At 61.0% G+C, this 19,476-nt stretch carries 15 protein-coding genes; 9 read left to right on the top strand and 6 right to left on the bottom strand.

Going from position 1 to position 19,476, the window contains the following annotated elements; genetic code table 11:
* Positions 1 to 122 precede the first annotated feature (122 nt).
* Complete coding sequence (locus QTL56_RS05995; RefSeq protein ID WP_245136688.1) at positions 123 to 1,730, bottom strand: fumarate hydratase; 1,608 nt, start codon at positions 1,728 to 1,730, stop codon at positions 123 to 125.
* A gap of 174 nt (positions 1,731 to 1,904) precedes the next feature.
* On the opposite strand from QTL56_RS05995, the gene QTL56_RS05990 reads away from it, so the two are divergent.
* Positions 1,905 to 2,777 carry a GGDEF domain-containing protein gene (locus QTL56_RS05990; protein WP_245136689.1) on the top strand — a complete coding sequence of 291 codons (873 nt, stop codon included), beginning with the start codon at positions 1,905 to 1,907 and terminating at the stop codon, positions 2,775 to 2,777.
* 51 nt (positions 2,778 to 2,828) lie between these two features.
* Here QTL56_RS05990 and fumC read toward each other — a convergent pair whose 3' ends face one another.
* Positions 2,829 to 4,217: a class II fumarate hydratase gene (gene fumC, locus QTL56_RS05985; RefSeq protein ID WP_245136690.1), complete on the bottom strand. Its 1,389-nt coding sequence runs from the start codon at positions 4,215 to 4,217 to the stop codon at positions 2,829 to 2,831.
* 448 nt (positions 4,218 to 4,665) lie between these two features.
* Here fumC and QTL56_RS05980 point away from each other — a divergent pair, with 448 nt between their 5' ends.
* Positions 4,666 to 6,540 (top strand): L,D-transpeptidase family protein, encoded by a 1,875-nt coding sequence (locus QTL56_RS05980; RefSeq protein ID WP_245136691.1) that lies wholly within the window; start codon positions 4,666 to 4,668, stop codon positions 6,538 to 6,540.
* A gap of 73 nt (positions 6,541 to 6,613) precedes the next feature.
* On the opposite strand, the gene QTL56_RS05975 is transcribed toward QTL56_RS05980, so the two are convergent.
* A complete protein-coding gene (locus QTL56_RS05975) occupies positions 6,614 to 7,285 on the bottom strand; it encodes an HAD family hydrolase (protein WP_245136692.1) in 672 nt (223 codons plus the stop codon).
* Positions 7,286 to 7,432: 147 nt separating this feature from the next.
* Between QTL56_RS05975 and rpiA the strand changes: the two genes are divergently transcribed.
* From rpiA to gor, 3 genes are all read left to right on the top strand, one after another.
* The gene (rpiA, locus tag QTL56_RS05970; RefSeq protein WP_245136693.1) at positions 7,433 to 8,134 is read left to right on the top strand and encodes a ribose-5-phosphate isomerase RpiA; all 702 of its coding nucleotides are present in this window, start codon (positions 7,433 to 7,435) and stop codon (positions 8,132 to 8,134) included.
* 17 nt (positions 8,135 to 8,151) lie between these two features.
* Positions 8,152 to 8,694: a DUF2059 domain-containing protein gene (locus tag QTL56_RS05965; RefSeq protein ID WP_229575685.1), complete on the top strand. Its 543-nt coding sequence runs from the start codon at positions 8,152 to 8,154 to the stop codon at positions 8,692 to 8,694.
* Between the two features lie 114 nt (positions 8,695 to 8,808).
* The gene (gene gor, locus QTL56_RS05960) at positions 8,809 to 10,197 is read left to right on the top strand and encodes a glutathione-disulfide reductase (protein WP_245136694.1); all 1,389 of its coding nucleotides are present in this window, start codon (positions 8,809 to 8,811) and stop codon (positions 10,195 to 10,197) included.
* A 437-nt stretch (positions 10,198 to 10,634) separates the two neighbouring features.
* Here the strand turns inward: gor and QTL56_RS05955 are convergent, their stop codons facing one another.
* Entirely contained in the window at positions 10,635 to 11,495 is an 861-nt protein-coding gene (locus QTL56_RS05955; RefSeq protein ID WP_245136695.1) for an alpha/beta hydrolase family protein, read from the bottom strand.
* A gap of 242 nt (positions 11,496 to 11,737) precedes the next feature.
* Between QTL56_RS05955 and QTL56_RS05950 the strand changes: the two genes are divergently transcribed.
* Positions 11,738 to 13,114 (top strand): class II 3-deoxy-7-phosphoheptulonate synthase, encoded by a 1,377-nt coding sequence (locus QTL56_RS05950; RefSeq protein WP_245136696.1) that lies wholly within the window; start codon positions 11,738 to 11,740, stop codon positions 13,112 to 13,114.
* A 79-nt stretch (positions 13,115 to 13,193) separates the two neighbouring features.
* Entirely contained in the window at positions 13,194 to 13,592 is a 399-nt protein-coding gene (locus QTL56_RS05945; protein WP_245136697.1) for a GFA family protein, read from the top strand.
* A 6-nt stretch (positions 13,593 to 13,598) separates the two neighbouring features.
* On the opposite strand, the gene QTL56_RS05940 is transcribed toward QTL56_RS05945, so the two are convergent.
* Complete coding sequence (locus QTL56_RS05940) at positions 13,599 to 14,345, bottom strand: hypothetical protein (RefSeq protein ID WP_245136698.1); 747 nt, start codon at positions 14,343 to 14,345, stop codon at positions 13,599 to 13,601.
* Between the two features lie 344 nt (positions 14,346 to 14,689).
* On the bottom strand, positions 14,690 to 16,627 hold the full coding sequence (locus tag QTL56_RS05935; RefSeq protein ID WP_245136699.1) for an LTA synthase family protein: 1,938 nt from the start codon (positions 16,625 to 16,627) through the stop codon (positions 14,690 to 14,692).
* 199 nt (positions 16,628 to 16,826) lie between these two features.
* On the opposite strand from QTL56_RS05935, the gene QTL56_RS05930 reads away from it, so the two are divergent.
* Together QTL56_RS05930 and QTL56_RS05925 are read left to right on the top strand one after the other, a co-directional pair.
* Positions 16,827 to 18,509: an NAD+ synthase gene (locus QTL56_RS05930; RefSeq protein ID WP_229575678.1), complete on the top strand. Its 1,683-nt coding sequence runs from the start codon at positions 16,827 to 16,829 to the stop codon at positions 18,507 to 18,509.
* A 119-nt stretch (positions 18,510 to 18,628) separates the two neighbouring features.
* On the top strand, positions 18,629 to 19,465 hold the full coding sequence (locus QTL56_RS05925) for a TolB family protein (protein WP_245136700.1): 837 nt from the start codon (positions 18,629 to 18,631) through the stop codon (positions 19,463 to 19,465).
* Positions 19,466 to 19,476: the final 11 nt, after the last annotated feature.

Here is a 19,476-nt window from a genome sequence, read left to right as displayed (position 1 = left end):
AAGTCGTCGGTTCGAAATGGGCGATTGACGATTTCTTTCCTTAAGTATCTGCGAAACAAGTAATAACTGCCATTGCGGCGCTTGCCCTCCGCAACGGCAGTTCTCTCGGCTTTGTCGAAAAATCAGCCGAGATTGAATTCCTGGAAGAAATCATTGCCCTTGTCATCGGTCACGATGAAGGCCGGGAAGTCCTCGACCTCGATCTTCCAGACGGCTTCCATGCCGAGCTCGGGATATTCCAGAACCTCGACCTTGCGGATGCAGTCCTGGGCGAGGCGGGCTGCCGGGCCACCGATCGAGCCGAGATAGAAGCCGCCATGGGTCTTGCAGGCCTCGCGCACGGCGCGCGAGCGGTTGCCCTTGGCAAGCATCACCATGGAGCCACCGAAGGACTGGAACTGGTCGACATAGCTGTCCATTCGGCCGGCTGTCGTCGGGCCGAAGGAGCCGGAGGCGTAACCGGTCGGGGTCTTTGCGGGGCCCGCGTAGTAAACCGGATGGTTCTTCATGTAGTCGGGCATGCCTTCACCCTTTTCCAGCCGCTCGCGGATCTTGGAATGGGCGAGGTCGCGGGCGACGATGATCGTCCCTGTCAGCGACAGGCGTGTCTTGACAGGATGCTGTGTCAGTTCTGCGAGGATCGCGCTCATCGGCTGGTTCAGGTCGATCTTGACCATCGATGAGGAGAGCGCGGTATCGTCGATGTCGGGCATGTATTTCGACGGATCGGTTTCAAGCTGTTCGATATAGATGCCATCCCTGGTGATCTTGCCCTTGGCCTGACGGTCGGCGGAACAGCTCACCCCGAGGCCGATCGGCAGAGAGGCGCCGTGGCGGGGCAGACGGATGACACGGACGTCGTGACAGAAATACTTGCCGCCGAACTGGGCGCCGACACCCAACGACTGGGTGAGCTTGTGGATTTCCTGTTCCATTTCGATGTCGCGGAAGGCATGGCCACTTTCCGAGCCTTCGGTCGGGAGGTCGTCGAGATACCGTGCCGAGGCCAGCTTGACCGTCTTCAGGGTCATTTCGGCGGAGAGGCCGCCGATGACGATCGCCAGATGGTAGGGCGGACAGGCTGCCGTCCCTAACGTAAGGATCTTCTCCTTGAGGAAGTCGATCATGCGGTCATGGGTCAGAAGCGAGGGGGTGCCCTGATAGAGGAAGGTCTTGTTGGCCGAGCCGCCACCCTTGGCCATGAACAAGAACTTGTAGGCATCCTCGCCCTCTTCATAGAGGTCGATCTGGGCCGGCAGGTTGGTCTTGGTGTTCTTTTCCTCGAACATCTTGATCGGTGCCAGCTGCGAATAGCGCAGGTTGCGACGCTCATAGGCGTCACGCACGCCTTCGGCCAGTGCCGCGTAGTCCTGCCCGTCGGTCCAGACGCGGCGACCCTTCTTGCCCATGACGATTGCGGTGCCCGTGTCCTGACACATGGGCAGGATGCCGCCGGCGGCAATGTTGGCGTTCTTCAGGAGATCGAATGCAACGAAACGGTCGTTGTCGGTCGCCTCGGGGTCCTCGAGGATCGAGGCCAATTGCTTCAGATGGCCGGGACGCAGGAGATGGTTGATGTCCGACAGCGCGGTCTCGGCCAGCAGGCGCAAGCCTTCGGGCTCGACGGTCAGCATTTCCTGACCCTTGAAGGTCTCGACGGAAACATGGTCGGAGGTGATCTTGCGATAGGGGGTCAGGTCTTCGCCAATTGGGAACAGATCGTCTGCCATCACGGGGCCTTTCGCGGCATAAGCTGGAAATTCCGGTGGTTTACGGGCAAGGGCTTAAGATTTCAATGCGCCGAAAGCCTTACGCTGCGCATTGACAGGACGGGTGACCTTCTGGGAAAGCGCCTTCGCGCGGACAGCGTCATTGGGTTCGACAGAGCAGGAGCGAAACAAGGCATGCCAATGGACTACGCCAACCGAGCAAAATGGCATCGGTCGATCGTCGCCAAGATATTCCTGATCAGCTTTGTCTGCATCCATGTTCCGCTGATTGCGCTCCTGATCAATTTCGGAACGGCGCCGCAATCCGACGCGCTGACGATCGGACTCGTCGTGCTCGGCGCCACGCTCGCCGGCACCATCGCCTGTCTCGTGACCATGTGGTGGCTGACGCGGCCACTGCGCGATCTGGCGCTCGCGATCAGCCGTTATCGTATCGGTGGCCCCTTCGTGGACGAACACCTCAACAAACATGGCGACGACGAAATCGCGGTCGTGACACGGGCCGTCTGCGGCATGGTCGGAGAGATCTCGGCGCTCGCCGAACGCGTCGAGGGCCAGCCGGGGCTCGATCCCCTGACGGGCCTCCTGAACGGCAGTGCCGCCTATGGCATGCAACTGGCAAATCTCGCACGACAGAGCGGCGGCGGCGCGGAAATCGTGGTTGCGGTTTTCGAGCTGGAAGCAACCAATGCACCGCTGGCGGGGCTTGAGCGCGAAACCGTCGATCTCACGCTCGTCGCCGTGGGCGATGTGGTGCGCCAGCATTTTGCACCCCGGCAGGTGGCGGCACGGATGTCCGACAAGACTTTCGTGCTGGTCTTCGCGGGAGATGCGCCGGCCACTGTTTCATCCTGTTGCGAGACCATCAGGCGCGCCGTGGCCGAGCTGGAGGTCGGCTCCCTGGCACGCGGTACTCTGCGCGTCACGTTCGGGATTGCCATTCGCCGCGGCAACGAGGCCATGGCCGACCTGCTGCATCAGGCGGACATGGCGCTCTTCCGGGCAAAGGATATTCGCCGGACAGGTCTTGAAGTGTTGCAGCGCTGAGCGGGCGCGCGAATGCGGCGGATGGGATTTCGCCGCCGCATTGCCGTTTTGTCACTGCGGTCCGATCATCAGTTCCGGACGCACGAACTGGTCGAACTCCTCATTGGTGAGGTAACCTCCGCCGACCGCTTCCTCACGCAAGGTCGTACCGTTCTTATGGGCGGTCTTGGCGATCTTGGCGCAGGTGTCATAGCCGAGGCGGCTGTTGAGCGCGGTCACCAGCATCAGCGAATTCTCCACGCCCTTGCGAATATTGTCCTCGCGGGCCTCGATACCGACGACGCAGTTGTCGGTGAAGGAGACCGCAGCATCGCCCAGGAGCTGGACCGACTGCAGGAAATTATAGGCCATCATCGGATTGTAGACGTTGAGCTCGAAATGGCCCTGGCTGCCGGCAAAGGTAATGGCCGCCTGGTTTCCGAAGATGTGCGCGCAGACCTGGGTCATCGCCTCCGACTGGGTCGGGTTGACCTTGCCGGGCATGATCGAGGAGCCCGGCTCGTTCTCCGGCAGGGCCAGTTCGCCGAGGCCGGCACGGGGACCGGAGCCGAGGAAGCGGATGTCGTTGGCGATCTTGAAGAGCGCGACGGCCGCCGCATTGATTGCCCCATGGGCGAAGACCATGGCGTCGTGGGCCGCGAGCGCCTCGAACTTGTTCGGTGCGGTGACAAAGGGCAGGGCAGTGATCTTCGAAATTTCCTCGGCCACCTTTTCGGCAAAGCCAATGGGTGCATTCAGCCCTGTTCCGACGGCCGTTCCACCCTGGGCGAGCTCGTAGAGCCCCGGCAGGGTAATCTCGATCCGCTTGATCGACGAGGCGACCTGGGCAGCGTAGCCGGAAAATTCCTGGCCGAGCGTCAGCGGCGTTGCATCCTGCGTGTGGGTCCGGCCAATCTTGATGATGTGGTCAAAGGCCTTGGCCTTGGCGTCAAGAGCCGCGTGCAGGTGTTTCAGGGCCGGCAGCAGGTGGTGGACGACATGCTCGGCTGCGGCGATATGCATGGCTGTCGGATAGGTATCGTTCGACGACTGGCTCATGTTGACATGGTCGTTGGGATGAACCGGCTTCTTGGATCCCATTTCACCGCCCAACATCTCGATCGCGCGGTTGGAGATCACCTCGTTGGCGTTCATGTTGGACTGGGTGCCGGAGCCGGTCTGCCAGACGACAAGCGGGAAGTGCTCGTTCAACTTGCCGTCGATCACCTCTTGCGCTGCCGCGACGATGGTGTCGCCGATGGCCGGGTCCAGCTTGCCGAGCGCCATGTTTGCGCGTGCGGCTGCCTGCTTGACGATGCCGAGTGCGCGAACGACCGGCAGAGGCTGCTTCTCCCAGCCGATCTTGAAGTTGCCGAGTGAGCGTTGCGCCTGGGCGCCCCAATAGCGATCGGAGGAGACCTCGATCGGGCCAAAAGTGTCGGTTTCAGTACGGTTTTTCATCTGATGTCCTGCCTTTGACAGTTGCTCTGGCTGGCGCCGCGAATTCTTCCTGCATTTAGGTGGCTGCAGGCCGCTTGCAAGCCGATCAATATAATTGGAGCGTCGGTGTCAAGTAATTCTGCGCCGAGTCGGCGGGGGCGTTCTTGACCTGCAGCTGTGTCGTTTTCAGCACGTGTCACGACAAATTGTCTGCCGTTTTCTGGGGGCATACGGGGCGGCACGGTACAGGTTTTGTTAACGTCAATCAAAATTTAACGAATGTTTCCATTTAGTTTGCGTCGAGGCGGTGGCTGCGATCACGGGTCGGGTTAGGCTAGGTTGCCGTTGCCGGGCGGAGGTCTATGTCACCGTTCAACTTTTCAATGAAAAGCCGATGGGCTAGTGATCCGCGCAACATCCGCATGCGCCGCAAGTCCGTCCAGACTTCGACCGGGAAATGGAACAGAGAATGACGAGAAAGACAAAATTCGTAGTCACAGCGCTCCTCGCTGCGACGACTGCCGTCGGGACCTTGCCGGGTGAGGCCACTGCCACGACGCTTCTCGATCTGCTCCGCGGCGGCCCGGGTCGCCAGACCAAGCAGCAGTCTGCTCCCGCCTCGCTGGAGCAACAGGCCCGCGGCGGGCTCGAGATGGGAGATCCCGAGCCGTTGCCGAAGGTGACTGGCCCGCAGTACCACACCTATAAGCCGGAGGCGCAGCGCGCCATCAAGATCAAGCTGCCGGCTGCGGAGCCGGGCGCTGGCACCGCTGAGGCACCTGCGACCCAAGAGGTCCTGGGCGCACGTCGTTTCCTTTCCGAGGTTTCCGTCCGGGCCACGGACGAGGTCGCAAAGACCGTCGAGGCCTATTATGGCAAGTCCAATGCGCCGCTGATCTGGACGGATGGCGAGGTCGTTTCCGATCGCGGCCATGCGATGATCGAGGCGCTCGCTTCGGCCGATGCAGTTGGTCTTTCTCCCGATGACTATGCGGTGACCCTGCCGTCCGAGACAGTCGATGCCGCCGATCCGGAGAAGCGTCAGCGCGAGCTGATGGCGTTCGAGATCGCCCTTTCGGCAAAGGTCCTGACCTATGTGCAAGATACGGGCCGCGGCCGGATCGATCCCAATAAAATCTCCGGGTACTACGACTTCAAGCGCAAGAGTGTGAACCTTGCCCCGGTGCTCGACATGCTGCGGAAGAGCCCCGATGTCGCCGCCTATCTGCGCAATCGCGATCCGAAGAGCCCGCAATTCGTTGCCCTGCGCGACGAGCTGGCCCGCCTGCGGGTCGAGGATGCGCAGGCCTCGACGCAGCGGATCACCATTGCGCCGGGCACGCTGCTGAAGCCCGGGCAGAGCAATCCGGAACTCGCTAATGTGGTGGGTGCCCTGAAGCAGGTGGCGTCCGATGCTATCCTGACCGGCCACGCGGCCACGCTTTCTGCCTACACCAATACACCGGAATACACGCCCGAACTGGTGGCGCTGATCGAAGCGTTCCAGAAGGAAAAGCGGCTGAAGCCGGATGGTGTCGTCGGACCTGCCACCATTCGCGCCATGACCGGACACAGCAATGCCGAGAAGATCGCTAAGCTGCAGGTCGCGATGGAAGCCGTGCGCTGGCTGCCGGCCGATCTCGGATCGCGCTACGTCTTCATCAACGCACCCTCCTTCCGTGCCTCCTACTTCAACGAAGGCAAGGAAGAGGTTTCGATGCGGGTGGTCGTCGGGTCGAGGGCCAACCAGACCTATTTCTTCCAGGACCAGATCCAGACTGTCGAATTCAATCCCTATTGGGGCGTTCCGAAGTCGATCATCGTCAACGAAATGCTGCCCAAGCTCAGGGCCGATCCGTCCTATCTCGACCGTCTGGGCTATGAAGTGTCCTATGGAGGTCGCAAGGTTGCGTCGAGCCAGGTTGACTGGAACGCCACCCATGCCGTCGATGTCCGCCAGCCGCCGGGTGGCGACAATGCGCTGGGCGAGTTGAAGATCCTCTTCCCCAATGAACATGCCATCTACATGCATGACACGCCGTCGAAGAGCTATTTCAGTCGGGATATGCGGGCACTCAGCCATGGCTGCGTTCGTCTGGCCGAGCCGCGCGTGATGGCGGCGGCCGTCATGGGCACGACGGTCGAGGAGATCGGCAAGCAGATCGCATCGGGGCAGAACCGCGCCGTCCAGGTGCCGCAGAAGATCCCGGTCTATGTGTCCTATTTCACGGCCTGGCCGAACGGTGACGGTGTCGTCGAGTATTTCGACGATGTCTACGGCCGTGACGGCTACACTGCCAAGGCCTTCAAGGCGACGACGGATGCACGCGCGCCGCGCGCCTGATTGTACCGGACGAAAGCCGAAAACCTGAAATGGCGGGCCGCTGGTCCGCCATTTCTCGTTTTCGAGGATGGGTTCAGCGGGTCAGCCGCTCGACGAGTTCGACGGTCAGTTCGTTGAAGTGCCCGATCACATGCGAGGCGCCGAGTTCTTCCACCGGCACGTCCGAATAGCCGAAATTCACGGCGATCGAGGGGATGTCGCCATTTCGGGCCGCCAGGATGTCGTTGATGCTGTCGCCGATCATCAGCACCTTGTCGGGCGTGCCGCCAGCCCGCTCGACGGTCGCGAGAATATGCGCCGGGTCCGGCTTGCGAAAGGCGAAAGTGTCGCCGCCCGCGATTGCCGTGAAATAGGAGGTGAGCTCCAGGCGCTCGACCAGGGGAAGCGCCAAGCGTTCCATCTTGTTGGTGCAGACGGCCATCCTGAAGCCTGCGGCGCGCAATCGCTCGAGGGCTTCGACGAGGCCCGGATAGGGGCGGCTCTTGCCCGGCATGCCGGCTTCGTAGTGATCGATGAAGCAATCGAGCAGGGCAGGGATATCTTCGTCCGGCAATGGCGCACCGCGCAAAGCAAATGCGCGCTGGATCATAACGCGTGCGCCCTGGCCAACGAGATGGGTAAGGTCTTCGTAGCCCACCGGCTGCAGGTCACGCGTTGCAATCGTGTGGTTGAGGCTTTCGACAAGATCGGGTGCCGTATCGATCAGGGTTCCGTCGAGGTCGAAGACGATGGTCGTTGCGGTCAAGACGAAGCTCCCTTGCGAACTGATCAGTGCCGCCGGGGGTAGGGGAAATCCTCTGAAAAGGCAACGCCGCATGGCGATGCGGGGCTTTCACTCGGCCAAGGAGGCGTGTAAACAGCATCCAACGAAACGGACGGGAGCTTTCGGCGCATGGACGCCCGTGAAATGAAGATCAAGGCCGCAGCTGCGGCGCTGGAGCATGTCGAAGACGGCATGCGTCTCGGGATCGGAACTGGTTCAACCGCGGAAGAATTCGTTCGGTTGCTGGCGGAAAAGGTTGCCGGGGGCCTGAATGTTGAAGGCGTGCCGACGTCGGAGCGCACCGCGCGTCTCTGCGTCGAACTCGGCGTGCCGCTGAAGTCACTGGACGAATTGCCCGAGCTCGATCTGACCATCGATGGCGCCGATGAGATCGACACCGGTTTCAGGTTGATCAAGGGTGGCGGTGGTGCGCTGCTGCGTGAAAAGATCGTCGCTGCGGCTTCAAAGCGCATGATTGTGATCGCCGACGAGACAAAGCTGGTCGACACGCTCGGCGCCTTCCCTTTGCCGATCGAGATCAACCCGTTCGGGCAGGCCTCCACCCGGCTTGCGATCGAACGGCTGGCCGCGGAGCTCGGTCTCAGCGGGCCGATGATGCTCCGGACCCGTTCCGACGAAAGCCTGTTCATGACCGATGGTGGACACCTCATTCTTGACGCATCTTTTGGCCGCATTCCTGATGCAGACGCTCTTGCAAGCCGGCTCAATCAAATCCCCGGCGTGGTGGAACACGGCCTTTTCATAAACTTGGCATCGCTCGCGATCATCGCCGGACCGGCGGGGGCAAGGGTGATGGAGCCGAAGAACTAACAGGAGCATTGAATTTCATGATCAGCTTTACGGGTATGGGCCGCCTTGCCTCGATCACCGTCATCGCCGGTAGCCTTGCGCTTGGTGCCGTTTCGGCGAAGGCACAGGACGTGCCGGCCGAGCACCTGCAGTCGGCACGCGAGGCGATCAGCGCGCTCGGCGTCACGAACCGCTTCGACGCGATCCTGCCAAGCATCATGGATCGACTGACGGCCCAGCTCATCCAGGCCTACCCGAACCTGCAGGACGTCATCTCTGTCAAGGTCGAGGAAGAAGCCCTCAAGCTCGCCGCTCGCCGTGCCGACCTGGAACGCGAAGCAGCGCTTGTTTACGCCAAGGCGTTCACGGCTGAAGAACTGAACCAGATCACGGCGTTCTATGGCAGCGAAACCGGCAAGAAGCTTCTGAAGGACGGCCCGATCGCGACGCGTGAACTTCTGAAAGCTGCCGATATCTGGACCGCCGGCATTGCCCGCGATCTCGAGCAGCAGGCGAATGCCGCCCTGCTTGCCCAGGTTCAGGCCGAGCAGCCGGCAGCGGCCGAAGCGCCGAAGCCCTAGTAGAATCCGATTGGATATTCGAGCCCGGGCGTCGTCCCGGGCTTTTCTTTTTGTGGTTCCACTTCCTATATCAGATGCAGTTTCAGCAAGCGCCCGAGCGGGCAAGGAGATCCCATGAGCCAGTACGACTATGACCTCTTCGTCATCGGCGGTGGCTCCGGCGGGGTTCGCAGTGCCCGCGTGGCCGCTTCGCTCGGCAAGAAGGTGGCAATCGCGGAAGAGTACCGTTTCGGTGGAACCTGCGTCATCAGAGGCTGCGTGCCGAAGAAGCTGTTCGTCTATGCTTCGCAGTTCCACGAGCATTTCGAGGATGCGGTCGGCTACGGCTGGACCGTCGGCAAGAGCTCGTTCGACTGGCCGTCGTTGATTGCGGCCAAAGACAAGGAAATCGATCGTCTGGAGGGCCTCTACCGCAAGGGGCTGGATGGTGCCGGTGTGGAGATCCTCGAGACACGTGCCGAGCTCACCGGCCCGAACAGCATTCGTCTGGTCAAGTCCGGCCGGGAGGTGACGGCCGAACGCATCGTGGTTGCCGTTGGTGGCGCCCCCAACCCGCATGCCGCGCTGCCGGGCTATGAGCACTGCATATCCTCCAATGAAGCCTTCCACCTCGCGACATTGCCGCGGTCCATCCTGATCGCTGGGGGTGGTTATATTGCGGTGGAATTCGCCAACATCTTTCACGGGCTCGGCGTCGAGACCACGCTGATCTATCGCGGCGCGGAGATCCTCAGCCGCTTCGATCAGGACATGCGCCGTGGGCTGCACGAGGCGATGGTCGACAAGGGCATCCGCATCCTTTGCCATGACCATGTGCAGAAGGTGTCGAAGTCGGCTGCGGGGAATCTCGAAGTTGAGACGATCAACAATGGTCGTCTCGTGGTCGAACAGGTGATGCTGGCGCTTGGACGCGATCCGAACACGACGGGGCTCGGGCTCGAGGCCGCAGGCGTCGAGACGAACGAACGTGGCGCGATCGTGGTCGATCAGTATTCTCGCACGAACGTGCAGAGCATCTTTGCACTTGGTGACGTGACCGATCGCGTGCAGCTCACGCCTGTCGCGATCCACGAGGCGATGTGCTTCATTGAAACGGAATACAAGAACAATCCGACCTCGCCGGATCACGAGCTGATCGCAACCGCGGTCTTTTCGCAGCCGGAAATCGGCACGGTTGGACTTTCCGAAGAGGCCGCCGCGAAGAAATTCGAGGAGATCGAGGTTTATCGCGCCCAATTCCGCCCGATGAAGGCGACACTTTCCGGTCGGGCCGAAAAGATGATCATGAAGCTGATCGTCAATGCTGCCGACCGCAAGGTGGTCGGCGCCCATATTCTCGGCCACGACGCCGGCGAAATGGCGCAACTTCTCGGGATCACGCTCAAGGCCGGTTGCACCAAGGACGACTTCGATCGCACCATGGCGGTACACCCGACTGCCGCGGAGGAGTTGGTGACCATGTACAATCCGAGCTATCGGGTCCGGAACGGCGAGCGGGTCTGACCCGTCGCCATTTCATCCGAAACGAGTCTGGTCAGGCGGGCCTCGAAAGAGGTCCGCCGGGCGAAATCAGAGTATCGAGATGAGATCCAGACCCAGGACTGGTGCCGATAGCGCGGCAAGGGTCAGCAAAGAAAGCAGTGCTATACGAAGCCTGCGGTTTTTGCGGGTTTGGACGCCGGTCCAATCATACGCCATCACACGATCCTCATGATCACACGGGAAGCTACAAAGTCTTCCCAAACACAACATTACGCCCCCGTGGATCGAGGTAGAGGGCGAGGCTTGCGCGGAGCTAACCTCTGGCAGGTATGGTGCTTTGGCCGTGCGTCTGCTGACATTGCATGCTGTCATGAAGGCCGCGCTTTGCAAGATATTGCTGAAGGACGGCCGGGTTGCGGGCTGTGAATTGTGTGGGTAACCGTGTTGCGCTGCGGTAGTCAGCTCTGCTTGATCCAGTCGATCGCGGGGTCCCACAATGTGTCCCGGAAGGCTGAGCGGAAGAAGCCGAGATGGCCGACCGCCCCGCCGGCCTCAATCGGTGAAATCCAGCGAATCTCGGTCGGTGCCCGGCTGTAGTACTTCAGCAGGGCATGCTGTGCTTTCGGCGTGCCCCAGGGGTCGTCGGTGAGGCCGATTGCGAGAATGGGCGTCTGGACCTCTGCGAAACGGCGCGCCGCATCCATCGTTGGATCGGCGAAGAAATAGTCGGGATGCCGACCCCAACGTGCCCATTCGCGATAGACGCTGCCGGGCAGGGTTTGTCCGAGACCAGCTCGACCGGGCACCTTGCCGAGTAGGACTGCCAAGGGCACGCCGACGAGATTCATCTGGCTGAAGACCCGGAAGCGCGGCTTGGTATTGCCCCAGTAGCCGGTCATTGTCGCGACCATCAGATAGCGGGAAAATCTCTCGGCCCGTCCGCCCAGCGCCAGAACCTGGCCGCCGAAGGACTGGCCGATGCCGACCATGCGGTGCTCCGGTGCTTCAAGTTCCAGCCGATGAAGGGCGGCCGGCATGTCGAAATGGGCCCAGTCGCGCATCAGGAGCGGACGTTTCCAACTGCTCGGCGCCTGGGAGCCGGCGACGCCGCGATAGTCATAGGTCAATGCCGCCCGAAAGCCGTGGCGCAAGACGAGGTGCTCTGCAAATTTGGCATAGAAGCCGCGCGGCACGGCAGCGGCAGAGGAAATCAGGGCGAGGGGGCCATCCCCTGATCCGCGGAAAAGCGTTGCGTGCAACGGAAAGCGGTCCGACGCCTCGAAGGCAATGTCCGATCGTTCCATATGATGCGGTTTCATGTCGAACCTCCCGTTCCGAATGCCGGTTCGCAGATTACGTTTACGTGAAGGTAAATTCAATCTCGGGTTTCCAAGTCACAGGACTGCGCCTGGTTTTGCAGAGCATTCCCAGTCGTCGCAGGTGGCCCATGAGGTTCCGAAGAGCCTAAACAACGCCTTTCCAAGCGGTGATTAACCGTTTATAAGCCCCCATCCCATGCGGCCGGGAGGTTGCCGCAACCAGTATTAGACAGGTGACGACCATGGCGCAGAATTGGACCCCGAGCAGCTGGAGACAGAAGGCGATCAAGCAGGTTCCGTCCTATCCGGACCTCGACGCGTTGAAGGCTGCCGAGCATCAGCTTTCGACCTATCCGCCGCTGGTCTTTGCGGGCGAAGCCCGTCGCTTGAAGAAGTCGCTGGCCCAGGTCGCTGAAGGCGAGGCCTTCCTGCTGCAGGGCGGTGATTGTGCCGAAAGCTTCGCCGAACATGGCGCCGACAACATCCGCGACTTCTTCCGCGCCTTCCTGCAGATGGCCGTCGTCCTGACCTTCGGTGCGCAGTTGCCGGTGGTGAAGGTCGGGCGTATCGCCGGCCAGTTCGCCAAGCCGCGTTCGTCCGACATGGAAAAGATCGGTGATGTCGAGCTGCCGAGCTACCGTGGCGATATCATCAACGGCATCGAATTCACCGAAGACGCACGCATTCCGAATCCGGAACGCCAGTTGATGGCCTATCGCCAGTCGGCGGCCACGCTGAACCTGCTGCGCGCCTTCGCCATGGGTGGTTATGCCAATCTTGAGAACGTGCATCAGTGGATGCTCGGTTTCATCAAGGACTCGCCCCAGGCCGAGCGCTACCGCAAGCTCGCCGACCGCATTTCCGAGACCATGGACTTCATGAAGGCCGTGGGCATCACCTCGGAGAACAATCCGAGCCTGCGCGAGACCGATTTCTTCACCAGCCACGAAGCCCTGCTTCTCGGTTATGAAGAGGCGCTGACGCGCGTCGATTCCACGTCCGGTGACTGGTATGCAACGTCCGGTCACATGATCTGGATCGGCGACCGTACCCGCCAGGCGGACCATGCACATCTGGAATATTGCCGGGGCATCAAGAACCCGATCGGTCTGAAGTGTGGCCCGTCTCTCCAGGCGGACGATCTTCTGAACCTGATCGACATCCTGAACCCGCAGAACGAAGCCGGCCGCCTGACCCTGATCTGCCGCTTCGGTCACGACAAGGTCGCAGAGCACCTGCCGCGTCTCATCCGCGCCGTCGAGCGCGAGGGCCGCAAGGTCGTCTGGTCCTGCGATCCGATGCATGGCAACACGATCACCCTCAACAACTACAAGACGCGCCCGTTCGAGCGGATCTTGTCGGAAGTCGAGAGCTTCTTCCAGATTCACCGTGCGGAAGGCTCGCATCCGGGCGGCATCCATATCGAAATGACTGGCAAGGATGTCACCGAATGCACCGGTGGTGCGCGTGCCGTGACGGGCAATGATCTGGCCGACCGTTACCACACCCATTGCGATCCGCGTCTCAATGCCGACCAGGCGCTTGAACTCGCCTTCCTGCTCGCCGAGCGGATGAAGAGCGGTCGTGACGAGAAGCGCATGATGGTTGCGAACGGCTGACACATAGGTTCAGTAATCCGAGTTTGACGACCGGGCGGGCTTCATCGAAGCTCGCCCGGTTCTCGTTTTGGAGGTGAGCATGACGGACGACAAGACAGGGCGTTGCCTGTGTGGCGCAGTAACGATCACGGTCACGGGTAAACTCGGGCCAGTCAGCTATTGCCATTGTACGCAATGCCGGCGACAGACGGGTCTTTACTATGCAACGACGGATGCCGCCCTGAGCGAGGTCGAGATCAGCGGGCGCGACAGGATCGGAGCGTTCCGGGCGAGCCCCGGCGCCGAGCGCGCCTTCTGCCGGGATTGCGGCTCACCACTCTACTGGAAGGCGGACGGCGAGCAAAGGATGTCGCTGATGGCCGGATTGTTTCCCAATCCGACAGGCCTCGAAGGAGGCTATCACATCTACTGCGCCGACAAGGGCGATTTCTACGAGATCGACGACGGATTACCGCAATACCCGGCGGGCAGCAGCTGAGGCGCGTCAGGCGGCGGCTGCGTTTTCGATCTTGCCCAGTTGCGCCAGAGCGAGATGGTAGGATTGGTCGATGGCCACGAACTTTGCAGACTGCCAGGTGAAATAGTCTTCGATGAAGCGGCTGGTGAGCAGCAGCTCGCCCCGTCGGCGCGGCTGCTCCCATGCGAGCAGGCCGTCGGTTTCGGCCTTCTTGAACATGCGCTTCAAGTTGGTCGTCGAGACCTGATACATCTCGCTCAGTTCCACCAGCGTCACCGGGCCACAGGAGATGGCGGGTGCGGTCCGGTCGACATTGTCGAGGCGCGAGAAGAGGTCGTGAAGGATGATGCCACCGAGGTCGGACCAGAGGAAATGCCCAATCGTGTCAGGGGGTTCCAGCCAGAGGGGATCCGAAACCATGATGTCGGCTCCGATCGGCTGGGCGATCAGGAATATCCTCTCCTCGGCCAGAGAGGTCATTTCACGATTGCCGCCATCGAGCCTGTCAAGGCAGGCGAGGTGGCCGTTGAACCAGCTGCGCATGCCGTTGAGGCTGAGCTCTGTTGGCTCCAGGACGCGCACTCGCTTGTCCGGTACATCCGGCACGTCCCGCAGGAACTTGTAGGCGACCAGCTCGGCGAGGTAGCCGGTGGCGGTGTTGCGGCTGGCAGCACCCAGGCGCATCACGGTCTCAACGAAACGCGTCGCCGTCAGGCCGGACAGCGGGTCATCTTCGCTCCGGCGAAGCGCCAGTGCAAAGACGGATTGTGTCATCAGCCATTTCCGATGGGAAGCCTTGAGGCGGGACATGCGTGGAGTCCGGATGTGGATGCCAATGAGATGTTGTGCGATCTGCTTTTCAATGTCCGGGTAGAGGGGATGTGCTGCAATTTCAGCACGCGTCATTAGCTGCATGGTAACGGCTCGGCTCAAAACTTCGAATTTGATCAAGGGCTTGGGTAAACTGCTTGGCCATGCCAAGAACAGTTTGGGCAAATACTGTCCAGCGGTCGGATTGGGTCAATAAAAAAAAGTCTACGCCAAAAATGGGGGGTGCTGCAATAGCGCCCCCCATCAAATCATGTCTATGGATGTCCGCGACCGGGAGCCGCGCGAGCTCAGCTGCTCGGTGCTGCCTGCTGGCGATTGGTGTGCTCGGGGAAGAAACTCTCCACTCCGTAGCCCTCGCCGAACATGACATCGTGCTGCAGCAGGCGGTAGTCACGGATCAGCGGATCCACCTGACCGGACATCGCCCAGTCGGCCTGAGCCTTGTTGTTGCGGCCTATCAGCTGGTGCCGGTCGATGACCGAATAGCGTTCCGCGACACGACCGAGCATGCCGGTATAGTAGGGGTGACGATAGCCAGCCATGCGGACGATGTAGTAGGGCAGCTGCGACGGGCTCACCGAGCCGATATCCTTCTGTGCGCCGCGCTTGGATGACCAGATGACGAGCGGCGTTTCGTGCTCGCGCTTCATGGTGGCAACCGATGCCTTGCGGGTCGCGACCACGTTCGCCATGTAGCCGCTTTCCGTGTAGACGGCATTCAGCGGCGGCAAGTGGTCGCCGAAGAGCACGATGATTGTCTCGCGACGGCGCTTCTTGGCCCAGTCCATCAAAGCCTTGAGGCTCTGATCGGCTTCCTTCACCCCTTGCGTATAGGTTGCAAGCGAGTTGGTGCTGGCCTCGGAGAGTGTGGGCGCATCGACCGCGATCGTGTTCTTCTTGTAGCGGTTATGCTCGTAGGGGCCGTGGCCCTGAAGGGTGACCGCGAAGAAGAAGAACGGCTGATCCGTATTGTCTGCTTCCTTGATGATGAAGCGCGTCAGGTCTTCGTCAGAGGCGAAGATGCCGCGCTTGCTCATGGCCGGCATGTTGTCTTGCGAGTGGAACTCCTCGAAGCCCAGCGACTGATAGACGTTGGTGCGGTTCCAGAACCAGCCCTGGAAGGGATGGAAGGCTTTGGTCACATAGCCCTTGGACTGGAAAAACGTGGCGAGCGAGGGAACCGGTCGACGAATATACTGCTGATAGGGAATGCTGCCATAGGGCAGGAAGGCATTCGAGAAGCCGGTCAGCGACTCGAACTCGACATTGGCGGTCATGCCGCCGAATTCGGGCGAGAAGACCTGGCCCGATTGAGCCGCGCGGATGGTCGGCATGGGATCGGCGGAGTAGCGCACGCTGCTCATCCTGGTCGGATCCCAGAGGGACTCGCTCATGACGACGATCACATCGGCCTGGCGTCCGGAGAAGAAGGAAGCCGGCAATAGATCGGTCTGCATGTCGGTGATGGCCAGGTTGCTGTAGCCGTCGGGCGCGCTGACGTTTGCCATTGGCACGTTGAAGGCAAACGCCATGAGGAAGCCGTTGTGCCGATAGTTTTCCTTCTGGTCCCACATCATGGGCACGATGTTGAGGCGATCGCGGAAAGCCGAAAACGTCATCGGATCCATCAGGGATGCAAACCCGATGAGAAGCGGGAGGGACAGGGCAAGGCGCGTTCCGCGGCCCGACAGGTTCAGCTTGGGAAAGACCTTGCGGCTCTTCCAGATCAGTGCCGCGAAGGCGACGATGAAAACAACGCATCCGACCGCAAGGCCAACGGCCTTCAAGGGCTCGGCTGCGACCATGGCTGGCAGGAGTTCCAGGATCTGGCGGCCGAAAAGGAGATCGCTCGGGAAGAGCGGGTCCGACAGGAACTGCTGCTTCTGTCCGGAAAAGAAGGCAGGCAGGAGCAGAAGGGGACCGACGAAGAGCGCCGATTGATGGGCCTTGCCGATCATGGCGTCGGCACAGAGGAGAACGAGGAAGACCACGCCTGTGGCGACCAGACCCGGTCGGTTGAACGAGGTCATGTATTCGACGATGTCGGTCACGCTTCCGCGGGCAAGGACCTCGCTGATGAAAACGATCGCGACAGCAATCAGCGCCGTGTTGACCCACTGAATGAGCAACTGCACGATAAAGGACGCGCCGGACTCCCGTTCACGGGTCGCGCCCACGGCGTTGAACATGTTCGCAACAATCGATTTCGGGTTGGTCTGAACCACGTCGAACTCCGGGGCATGGGCGGTGTCATGAAAGCTTCGCATAGGTGTCACACAAACGTCATGAATGCTACATGAACCGTGACGCATGAAGCTTGGTTCCCACAATTCCGGGGGGATTGGTCAGCCGCTGCGGACATGGCAGATGACGACTGCGAGAAGCGACGTTGCGATCCGATCTGCGAGGGGCTAAATCGGTGTCATGAGCGAAGCAAAGAAAATCTCAGACGTCCTGCGTATCGCGGTGGCACAGTGCAATCCTGTTGTCGGCGACGTCGCCGGCAATCTCGCCAAGGCGCGTGCGGCACGCGCCGATGCCGCCGGGCAGGGGGCTGACCTGCTGCTGCTGACGGAGCTCTTCATTTCCGGTTATCCGCCGGAAGATCTCGTCCTGAAGCCCGCCTTTCTCGCCGCCTGTCTGCAGGCCGTGGAAGCGCTCGCCAACGACACGGCTGATGGCGGCCCGGGGGTGATCGTCGGGTTTCCGCGCCAGGGCGAGGCGGGACGGCATAATTCCGTCGCCATTCTCGATGGTGGCCGCATCCTCTCCTTCCGCGACAAGATCGACCTGCCGAATTACGGAGAGTTCGACGAGAAGCGCGTCTTCGTGGAAGGCGAAATGCCGGGTCCCGTCAATTTTCGCGGCGTGCGCATCGGCGTGCCGATCTGCGAAGAGATCTGGAACGATCTCGGGGTCTGCGAGACACTGGCCGAAACGGGTGCCGAAATCCTGCTTGTACCGAATGGTTCGCCCTATTACCGCGGCAAGGTCGACGTGCGCCATCAGGTGGCGCTGCGTCAGGTCATCGAAACCGGGCTGCCGCTCATCTTCGCCAATCAGCTTGGCGGCCAGGACGAACTTGTTTTCGACGGCGCGAGCTTCGCCTTCAACGGTGACAAGTCGCTCGCCTTTCAGATGAGCCAATTCGAGGAGACGCTCTCCGTCACCACCTGGAAACGCTCCGATGACGGCTGGCGCTGCGACCAGGGTCCGATGTCGCGCATACCGGAGAAGGAAGAGGCGGACTACCGAGCCTGCGTGCTGGGTTTCCGAGACTATGTCAACAAGAACGGGTTCAAGAGCGTGGTGCTCGGACTGTCTGGCGGCATCGATTCGGCCATCTGTGCGGCCATTGCCGTGGATGCGCTCGGCGAGGAGCGGGTGCGCACGATCATGCTGCCCTATCGCTATACCTCGCAGGAGAGCTTTGCCGATGCCGAGGCCTGTGCCAAGGCGCTGGGTTGCCACTACGACATCGTGCCCATCCAGGAGCCGGTGGAAGGCTTCCTGTCGTCGCTCTCCGAGATGTTCGAGGGCACCGAGAGCGGTATCACCGAGGAAAACCTGCAGAGCCGTACACGCGGCACGATCCTTATGGCGGTCTCCAACAAGTTCGGCTCGATGGTCGTGACAACGGGCAACAAGTCGGAAATGTCTGTCGGCTATGCCACGCTCTATGGCGACATGAATGGTGGCTTCAATCCGATCAAGGACCTCTACAAGATGCAGGTCTATGCACTCTCGGCCTGGAGGAACCAGAACGTGCCGCCGGGCGCTCTGGGGCCGTCTGGCGAGGTGATCCCGCAGAACATCCTCTCCAAGGCGCCCTCTGCGGAGCTGCGTCCGAACCAGACCGACCAGGACTCGCTTCCGCCCTATCCCGTCCTTGACGACATCCTCGAATGCCTTGTCGAGAAGGAAATGGGCGTCGAGGAGATCGTCGCGCGCGGCCACGACCTTGGGACGGTGCACCGGGTCGAACACCTGCTCTATCTCGCCGAATACAAGCGCCGCCAGTCGGCGCCGGGCGTCAAAATCACCAAGAAGAATTTCGGACGCGATCGTCGCTATCCGATCACGAACCGCTTCCGGGATCGCGCGTGAGCGTCAAATTGCGGGCTTTTGCGGCCCTTTATCAATATTGCCAACGTGTGCTGCGCGGGTAATCGAGTTTATTTGCCGTAGCCACTGAAGCTGGCTTTTCGGCGGACAGGGAGTCCAGGATGCGCAGTTCGGTCGAAATCTACGACATGGCGACACGCGAATGCGAGGTTGTCTGGGAGACGGAAGACCTCGTCGAGGCGCCCAACTGGTCGCGCGACGGTGATTTCCTCGTCATCAATGGCGACGGCCTCATCTATGCACTGCCGCTCGACGAAGATGATCCGGCACCGGAACTGATCGATACCGGTTTTGCCGTCCGGCTCAACAACGACCACGGAATTTCACCTGACGGCGCTTCGATCGTCTTTTCCGACCATACACTCCATGGCAAGTCCTGCATCTATCTGCTCGGCGATGGGGATGACGAGCCACGTCAGGTGACGGCGAATATGCCGTCTTATTGGCATGGCTGGTCGCCGGACGGGAATGTGCTTGCCTATTGCGGTGAACGGAACGGGGCCTTCGACATCTACACGATCCCGACCAAGGGCGGGTCTGAGCAGCGGCTGACTTTTGGCGAGGGACACAATGACGGTCCCGATTATTCGCCCGACGGCCAGTGGATCTATTTCAATTCCAGCCGCACCGGCACCATGCAGATCTGGCGGATGCGCACCGATGGCACGGGACTGGAGCAGCTTACTTCCGATGGCTATGGCGACTGGTTCCCGCATCCTTCGCCAGACGGAAGCAAGGTCCTGTTCCTCTCCTATGACGCCGATGTCTCCGGCCATCCCCGCGACAAGCAGGTCCGGCTTCGGCTGATGGATGCCGATGGCGGAAATGTCGAGACGCTGTTCGAGTTCTTCGGCGGGCAGGGTTCGATCAACGTTCCGAACTGGTCGCCGGACGGGACGGCCTTCGCGTTCGTCCGTTACTTTCCGGTCGAGGATTGACCCTGTCGTTT

It is taken from the genome of Peteryoungia algae, from assembly GCF_030369675.1.
Taxonomy (GTDB): Bacteria; Pseudomonadota; Alphaproteobacteria; order Rhizobiales; family Rhizobiaceae; genus Allorhizobium; species Allorhizobium algae.
The sequence above is the reverse complement of the archived record's forward strand: the minus strand, read 5'-3'. Positions and strand labels throughout refer to the sequence as shown.

Excerpts from the sequence above, each read along its gene's own strand:
- QTL56_RS05995 (WP_245136688.1), bottom strand. The coding sequence starts at position 1,730 with ATGGCAGACGATCTGTTCCCAATTGGCGAAGACCTGACCCCCTATCGC.
- QTL56_RS05990 (WP_245136689.1), top strand. The coding sequence starts at position 1,905 with ATGCCAATGGACTACGCCAACCGAGCAAAATGGCATCGGTCGATCGTC.
- fumC (WP_245136690.1), bottom strand. The coding sequence starts at position 4,217 with ATGAAAAACCGTACTGAAACCGACACTTTTGGCCCGATCGAGGTCTCC.
- QTL56_RS05980 (WP_245136691.1), top strand. The coding sequence starts at position 4,666 with ATGACGAGAAAGACAAAATTCGTAGTCACAGCGCTCCTCGCTGCGACG.
- rpiA (WP_245136693.1), top strand. The coding sequence starts at position 7,433 with ATGGACGCCCGTGAAATGAAGATCAAGGCCGCAGCTGCGGCGCTGGAG.
- QTL56_RS05965 (WP_229575685.1), top strand. The coding sequence starts at position 8,152 with ATGATCAGCTTTACGGGTATGGGCCGCCTTGCCTCGATCACCGTCATC.
- gor (WP_245136694.1), top strand. The coding sequence starts at position 8,809 with ATGAGCCAGTACGACTATGACCTCTTCGTCATCGGCGGTGGCTCCGGC.
- QTL56_RS05955 (WP_245136695.1), bottom strand. The coding sequence starts at position 11,495 with ATGAAACCGCATCATATGGAACGATCGGACATTGCCTTCGAGGCGTCG.
- QTL56_RS05950 (WP_245136696.1), top strand. The coding sequence starts at position 11,738 with ATGGCGCAGAATTGGACCCCGAGCAGCTGGAGACAGAAGGCGATCAAG.
- QTL56_RS05945 (WP_245136697.1), top strand. The coding sequence starts at position 13,194 with ATGACGGACGACAAGACAGGGCGTTGCCTGTGTGGCGCAGTAACGATC.
- QTL56_RS05940 (WP_245136698.1), bottom strand. The coding sequence starts at position 14,345 with ATGACACAATCCGTCTTTGCACTGGCGCTTCGCCGGAGCGAAGATGAC.
- QTL56_RS05930 (WP_229575678.1), top strand. The coding sequence starts at position 16,827 with ATGAGCGAAGCAAAGAAAATCTCAGACGTCCTGCGTATCGCGGTGGCA.
- QTL56_RS05925 (WP_245136700.1), top strand. The coding sequence starts at position 18,629 with ATGCGCAGTTCGGTCGAAATCTACGACATGGCGACACGCGAATGCGAG.